Here is a 7,004-nt window from a genome sequence, read left to right on the forward strand (position 1 = left end):
CCAAAAGATTGTTGAATAACAATCTTTTGGACTTAATTTTCCGAAGGGCACTTTTTCAGTGCCCTCCTAGTGGTCTCTCTAATTTTTATCTTTAAATTTTTCTTCTAGTTCAATTCTTTGCTTTGTTTTAGGTAATACTAAATCATACACATTTTTTATTATATATCCCTTCTTACCAAACTTATTAAGCTTTATCACATCATAATCAGCTATCCTATCTAAAACCGAGAAATTAAACCTAACAAAAGACATCTTTTCTATACCTAATACTTTACTTATATCTTCTACCAAATTAGAAGCTATCACTTCTTTATTTAGATATTTTTTTAGTTCTTCTCTTGCTAATTCAATTCTATCATCTATAACTTGCCCTTCCCTAACTAAATAACTATGATATCTTTCTTTATCTTCTTCTATTTTCTTTTTCAATAGCTCTCTGCTATGCTTCTTTTCATTTATCATACATCCTATACAGTCATGCCATATGAAATATCCATTACTTTCTGTATAAACATAATATCCTTCCTTAACTTCTGATATAACTCCACATTTATTGCATTGTATTTTACATGGCTTTTTTGTTGTACTCCACTCCAATATTGTCAACTCTCTTCCTATTTCATTTACTCTTTGTTGTGCAATTTCTTTTGTTACTCTTTTTCTCATTATATTTTCCTCCCCAATGATAGTTATTAATTTTTCTTTTTCACCATCATTAGTGCCAACTAGAGTTCTTAAATGTAAAATATCAAAACAAAATTTTTAATCTTATATACAAAAATGAAGAGGCTGTTTACTTAACCTCTTCACGAACTAATTTTCTTTTATTATTTTCTCTTATAAGTGTTCTCTTACTTATATTAGTTATTTCTGCAACTTCTGTATAACTATACTTACCACCATTAACACTAAGCATTGATAGTGCATTATCAATTTGCTTTACAGTATGCTTTTTAGGTCTACCTTCTTTAAAACCTTTCTTTTGCTTTGCAATAGCTTTGCCACTTTGAGTTCTTTCAATAATCATTGCTCTTTCAAACTCTGCAAATTCTAAAAGATTAGTAACTATTAACCTCTCCATTGGAGTATCTTCAATCAATCCCATATTAAGAATATGTATCTTTACTCCTTTGTTCATTAGTTTATCTATATATCCTAATCCTTCTTTAGTACTTCTGCAAAACCTATCAAGCTTAGTTACTACTAAAGTATCTCCTTCTTTTAAAGAAGATACTACATCATTAAATATCTTTCTTTCCTTTGCTCCACTATAACTTTCTTCAACTATTTCTGCATTTGAATATCTTTCTATAATACTTTTTCTTTGCTCTTCAATAGAATTTCCTTCAAGCTGTCCTTTTGTTGACACTCTACAATATCCTACAATCTTACTCATTTGCTACCCTCACTTTTGAATATTAGTTTTGACTCTAGTTGATGAGTTAATTTTACACGAGTATTATTTCGGTATCAATACTCTTAAGTTTTGACACTGAATATTATTGAAAATAAAAATTTAAAAACTCAATATACCGGTTAATGTAATATGTGAATTTTTACATCTCAAATTACTAAATAAAAAATGTAAATATTTTTAAAAAAATCAAATAAAAAGAAGGAATTTAAGAATTAATAGAGAATTATAAAATATATAGTACTATAAAAAAATTTTATTATTTAGGAGAAAAAATATGAAAAAAAAGATAATTGCTCTATTAACAACATTATTTGTAACTGGAATTTGTTCGGTGCCTGCGTTCGCGACTAGCGATAGTGCATCAACAAATGCATTCAATGGAAAGCTAACATCTAATGTATGGATTCAATCTCTTTCTGATGCTAATGGAACTGGTGATTTTCAAGTTTCTGCACATTATTCTGGTACAGATCCTTATCATGCAGAATGGATAAAGACTAGCTGGAGTTTCTATTCTATAGGAGGAAGTGTATCTTGGAACGGCGCAGGCGTATCAGGTTCAGGCTCATCAACCGGAAGCTCTTGGACAAACTATAATGCAAGTGATGCTTCATTTAGAGGTAGAGTAGCTGGTAATGGATTATGTCTTTATGTAGGATGTAATAATACTGCAACTATGTTTGCTAGAGGAAAAACATATAGTACTCTTGCTAAAGTATAATACTTATAAAAAAGGGAGCTAGTTTTTATTTAGCTTCCTTTTTAAAGGAGTTTTTATGAAAAGGAGATTTGTTGTTAAATTAATATGTATTTTATTTTCAGTTATATACATAATAAGTGCATTTTGTAGCTGTGCATCTAAAGATAAATATAATAAGACAAGTAATGATTTAAATTCATCTTATATAAACAAATTTATTCATAAGGATGGTATTACTGTTATTGAATATACTGACAAATTTTCATTGGAAGATACTATTATAAACAATATTATAATGATAGATTATCATATATATAATCAAAACTTTAATTTTCAGAACTTAATACATAGAATAAATAATGAATTAAATAATGAATTAAATAATGAATCATTTAAAAATAGCAATCCAGAATTATTATTAAGTAATATATATTTTTATATTGTGTTATTAAATAAAACTACAAATATTAATATTGCACCAGAGTTGAAAAATAATAAAAAATAATATTTGTAGTTTTATTAATACATATTATATAGAAAGATGGAATCAATTTAAAGAAAAAGATAAGCTGATAAAACTTGATGCTTTAGAAAAAATATCAAGTTTAAAAGATATTTTGAATACTAGTGTAAATTTAAAAGACTTTGTATTAAATTCAATACAATCAATTGAATTTTATCATGATAATGTTAATTTTGATAATGAGACAATTTTATTTTACAAAGCTAGAATATTAAAAAATTTAAATTTGACGAATGAAGTTAGCAAAATACAAAAATCTATTAATAATGCAACTAATAATTTAATTGATAATTTAACAGATGATTTTATAAATAATATAGATAATATACCTTTATTATCTATGTTATGTGATAATGTGGATAATAAAGATAAACTCTCTTTTATCTCAGAAAAAATGTTACAACTTATCAAGAATAATATTGATATTCCTGCTGTAATAAAATTTTACTGTTTTAATATTATAAATTCTACTAGTCAAAATGTAGAAATAGTAAAAAATATAATTTCTACATATCCAAGAGATAGTAATAACACATTTACAGCTCCTGCACAGTTAATCCCTACATTTAAAACTTTATATTATTTCATAAATACAGCACTTATTGAAAATAGTAACTTTGATGTTAACGGAAAAATGCTAAATGACTATATTGATTCTGTGTTAGATAAATATAAAAAAGAAGGCATAGATTATTCAGAAATATATTATTTTTTAAACACAAAAAAATATATGAATAAGAATGAAAAATTTAAATATATAGAAGATAAAATTAATACTTTAATTGAAAAAGTACATTCTAATGATGAACTTCAAAAAGAAAATTTTATAAGCTTGTATTGGCAAATTAAAATATTATTGTTTTTGAATGAAAGTGAAGCAGCTAATAAGTTAGAAGAAGCTTTTACTAATATATACGAATTTAATAAAACTAATTACACAGATGATTCACATTTATTATTAATGGAATTAATGTATGATGAAATTATATCAAATATTCATAAAAGTGCAGATGGTATTGATTTTAATTTAATTGGAGAAAAAATATTCAATAGTGAAAGTGACTATTATGTTCGTTATGCTAACATTTATATTAATATGATAAACTCATATAAAATTGAAGTTGAAGATAGTATACTAGATAAAATATATGAAAAATTGTATTCATATAAAACATCGTATGGATATTCATATAGTAATAATTATAAGTCAACAAGTTTACAAGCTACATTTGAAGGAGATCAGATTGAATCTTTAAATTTACGATAAAAAATTATAAATATGAGGTGTTTAATGGAAAAAGAAATTATAAATTTAAGAAATATAAATAAAAATTATGATCAACAATGTATATTAAATAATGTTAATTTAACTATTAAAAGTAAAAAGATATATGTAATAATGGGCCCATCGGGTTCTGGAAAATCAACATTATTAAATATAATTTCTATGATTGAAAAACCATCCTCTGGAAACTATTATTGGGAAAGTAGAAATTTAGAAGAATTAACATCAACAGAAAAAAGCTTAATAAGGCAGAAAAATATAGGTTTAATATTTCAAGAATTTAATTTATTTGAAGAATTAACTACATTTGAAAATCTAAACGTATATTTAAAGTTAACTACATCTTTGAATGAGGTTGTAAGAAAAGCTAAAATTATTGAAGAAGCGAAAAAACTTAATATTGAAGAAATATTGCATAAAAAAGTTAAATTTCTTTCTGGTGGTGAACGTCAGAGAATAACTATTGCTAGATGTTATTTAAATGATACAGAACTTATATTGGCTGATGAACCTAGTGCGAATATTGATTCAAAAAATAAGGAAATATTAATTTCTTCTTTTTTATCATTAAAAAATTGTGGAAAAACAATAATAATTGTTACACATGATGAAATCTACAAATCTATAGCTGACGTAATATATAATTTAAAAGACGGAAAACTAATAGAATACTAAGGAAGGGTGATATAATATGTCAATTTCAGTACTGTTTTTTAAAAGAAACATAAAGAAGTTTTTTAATATTATTTTTTCACTTACATTTTTTATACTTATATTTAATTTTATAATTGGATTTATTTTAAATGTAACTAATAATTATAAATCAGATATTGTTGATAATTCAAATCTATATTTTATGCAAATTGAAAATAAAGATTTAAATTATAAATTTGATAATAGTATTTTGGACAAAATAAAAAAAATAGATGGAGTAGAATATGCATTTTTTGATTATGAAATGAACGCTGAAGTATTAAAAGAAAATAAGAGTTCTAAATCTTCTAGTGCTATAATCCCAGTTTCAAAAGAATATCTTAAATATTTTGGCGTAGAAGATTCCATTAGTAGTGATAAATTTTTTTTATTAAATACTAAGGCTGTTGATTCAGAATCATTTAATGATAATGAAAATATAGAATTATGTGCACATATTCCAACAATAAAAGATGGTGAAATATTTGGAAGTTCCCAGTATATGACTTCTTCTTTAACAAAAAAATTTACAATGCCTGAGTTACTTTATTTTCCTCCGGAAACTTCAATTATAGATCCATCATCATTCCAACAATTGTTTAATCCTGAACAGAACAATATTGGTGCTGCTAAAATTATCGTTATATGTCCAAAAGTTGATAACATGAAAACTGTATGTAAGGAAATAGAAAATTTAGATGACACTTTAATTGTTAAATATGCCTTAAAAACAACTAATTCTCTTCCAGAATTCGCCGTAACAATTACTACAATAAGTTCTATTATATTATTAGTTTTTTTAGTTATAACTATATTTAATATTTCTTCAAATATTAAGCAACTTTTAGTGTTAAGGAAAAGGGATGTTGGTTTATTATATTTATTGGGCATTGAGCAAAAAAACATTTATAAATTATTTATAAGCGAATTTTTTATGAATGGAATTATCACATTTATATTATCTTTAGCTGGAACAATTATAATTTCAATACCGTTAAATTATTTCTTTAAATTTAATTTAATATCAAAATATATACTATTATATTTTTCATTAGATTTTTTACTGGTAATAGGATTATTATTGATATTAGGAACTATTCAATTGAAAAAACTTTTAGCTAAACTTACGAATGGAACTTTTTATAAGGAGATTTTAAAATAATGAAATATAATAAATATTTTAAAATGGTAATATCATTTACAATATTATTAATAGCAAGTTTAATTTGTACTAATTGCGGAAATGATAATTCGTCTGTAATTGATTCAGAAACTCTGATTATGTATAAATTATCAAACAAAAAGCTAACTCTCTATACGAAAAATGTAAATACTGATAAATCGAATAAAATTACATTTAGAGATAAATCAATAAATAAAAATTCTGTTATTACTGAATATGATAACTGTTGGCTACTAAATTCTCCTGATGATAATCAGAAGGATCAATTATTTTTCCCATATGACAACGGAAAATTTGTATCGCTTAATGAAAAAGGATATTCTCTAATTGGAGCTTCTAGTTCAAGCTTAATATTAGTTAAATATGATGATACCGACTGGAATTTAATGATGTATAATATAGAAAATGAAGAACTATCTAATTTAAATTTTTCAAGTAAAATAGATGATAAAAGCAGAGTATTACGTGGTAGTTTTAATAAAACTACAGATAAATTTTTATCTATCTATACTAATCAAAATGGTACTTATTTGCTTGAAATTATAAATTCCCAAATTACTTCTATTAAACTATCAGAAGAAATTTTAAATGGTTATATTACATATTTAGATGATAAATTCTTGTTTATAGCCTCTGATATTAATAATACTAAGCCTATAAAGCTATATTTAATAGAAACAATAAATTTAAATGAATCTACCCTTCCAAAATCTTACAATTTAGATATAACAGAAAATATTAATAATAGCATTTTAGCTTCAACCCCTATAACTAATGATGAACTATTATTAATAAGCAATGAGAATGGTGGAAATCTATTAAGTCTTTACAAACTAAATATTAATAATACATCTATAAAAAAATTAACTGATAAGAATATTCAAACCCAAGGCGTAAAACAAATAAATAATGAAAATTATATAATCTCCAATGAGGATTTTTTCAAAATTAATAATGCTTTGCAATTTGAATTATTAAAATAGTTCATTCAATTTACCCGTAATAGGCACTAGTACTAGAAGAAATTATATCTTAAGAAATTCTTTAGTACTAGTGCCTATATAAATCTTTTACAAATTAATTATTTATCATCTTATTACTTTAAAAAAACGTAAGCGTAAAAGTTTTTGGCGTCTTTTATTGCTTCAAAAATAGTAATAAAATATCCCTATAAAGTTATTGAGATTTACATCATACCTCAAT

8 protein-coding genes are annotated in these 7,004 nt (G+C 24.0%); 6 read left to right on the forward strand and 2 right to left on the reverse strand.

The genetic code is table 11. The features are described from left to right. Positions 1-78: 78 nt before the first annotated feature. Together BM384_RS14135 and BM384_RS14140 are read right to left on the reverse strand one after the other, a co-directional pair. On the reverse strand, positions 79-666 hold the full coding sequence (locus BM384_RS14135; RefSeq protein ID WP_090014530.1) for a hypothetical protein: 588 nt from the start codon (positions 664-666) through the stop codon (positions 79-81). A 127-nt stretch (positions 667-793) separates the two neighbouring features. After that, positions 794-1,396 carry a recombinase family protein gene (locus BM384_RS14140; protein ID WP_090014531.1) on the reverse strand — a complete coding sequence of 201 codons (603 nt, stop codon included), beginning with the start codon at positions 1,394-1,396 and terminating at the stop codon, positions 794-796. Positions 1,397-1,691: 295 nt separating this feature from the next. On the opposite strand from BM384_RS14140, the gene BM384_RS14145 reads away from it, so the two are divergent. The 6 genes from BM384_RS14145 (at position 1,692) to BM384_RS14170 (ending at position 6,784) form a co-directional block, all read left to right on the forward strand. Continuing rightward, a complete protein-coding gene (locus BM384_RS14145; RefSeq protein WP_090014533.1) occupies positions 1,692-2,138 on the forward strand; it encodes a hypothetical protein in 447 nt (148 codons plus the stop codon). A gap of 55 nt (positions 2,139-2,193) precedes the next feature. Further along, positions 2,194-2,622, forward strand: a complete 429-nt coding sequence (locus tag BM384_RS14150) for a hypothetical protein (protein WP_090014535.1) — start codon at positions 2,194-2,196, stop codon at positions 2,620-2,622. Between the two features lie 112 nt (positions 2,623-2,734). Then, complete coding sequence (locus tag BM384_RS14155; protein WP_090014536.1) at positions 2,735-3,907, forward strand: hypothetical protein; 1,173 nt, start codon at positions 2,735-2,737, stop codon at positions 3,905-3,907. Between the two features lie 24 nt (positions 3,908-3,931). Beyond that, positions 3,932-4,600, forward strand: coding sequence for an ABC transporter ATP-binding protein (locus BM384_RS14160; RefSeq protein ID WP_175537399.1), 669 nt, complete (start codon positions 3,932-3,934; stop codon positions 4,598-4,600). A 16-nt stretch (positions 4,601-4,616) separates the two neighbouring features. Next, entirely contained in the window at positions 4,617-5,780 is a 1,164-nt protein-coding gene (locus BM384_RS14165; protein ID WP_090014539.1) for an FtsX-like permease family protein, read from the forward strand. Beyond that, entirely contained in the window at positions 5,780-6,784 is a 1,005-nt protein-coding gene (locus BM384_RS14170) for a hypothetical protein (RefSeq protein WP_090014540.1), read from the forward strand. The genes BM384_RS14165 and BM384_RS14170 overlap by 1 nt, the downstream gene beginning before the upstream one ends. Positions 6,785-7,004 lie beyond the last annotated feature (220 nt).

It is taken from the genome of Clostridium sp. DSM 8431, assembly GCF_900116755.1.
Classification (GTDB): Bacteria; Bacillota; Clostridia; order Clostridiales; family Clostridiaceae; genus Clostridium.

Coding starts and splice junctions, on each gene's coding strand:
- BM384_RS14135 (WP_090014530.1), bottom strand. CDS start 666: ATGAGAAAAAGAGTAACAAAAGAAATTGCACAACAAAGAGTAAATGAA.
- BM384_RS14165 (WP_090014539.1), top strand. CDS start 4,617: ATGTCAATTTCAGTACTGTTTTTTAAAAGAAACATAAAGAAGTTTTTT.
- BM384_RS14145 (WP_090014533.1), top strand. CDS start 1,692: ATGAAAAAAAAGATAATTGCTCTATTAACAACATTATTTGTAACTGGA.
- BM384_RS14160 (WP_175537399.1), top strand. CDS start 3,932: ATGGAAAAAGAAATTATAAATTTAAGAAATATAAATAAAAATTATGAT.
- BM384_RS14150 (WP_090014535.1), top strand. CDS start 2,194: ATGAAAAGGAGATTTGTTGTTAAATTAATATGTATTTTATTTTCAGTT.
- BM384_RS14170 (WP_090014540.1), top strand. CDS start 5,780: ATGAAATATAATAAATATTTTAAAATGGTAATATCATTTACAATATTA.
- BM384_RS14140 (WP_090014531.1), bottom strand. CDS start 1,396: ATGAGTAAGATTGTAGGATATTGTAGAGTGTCAACAAAAGGACAGCTT.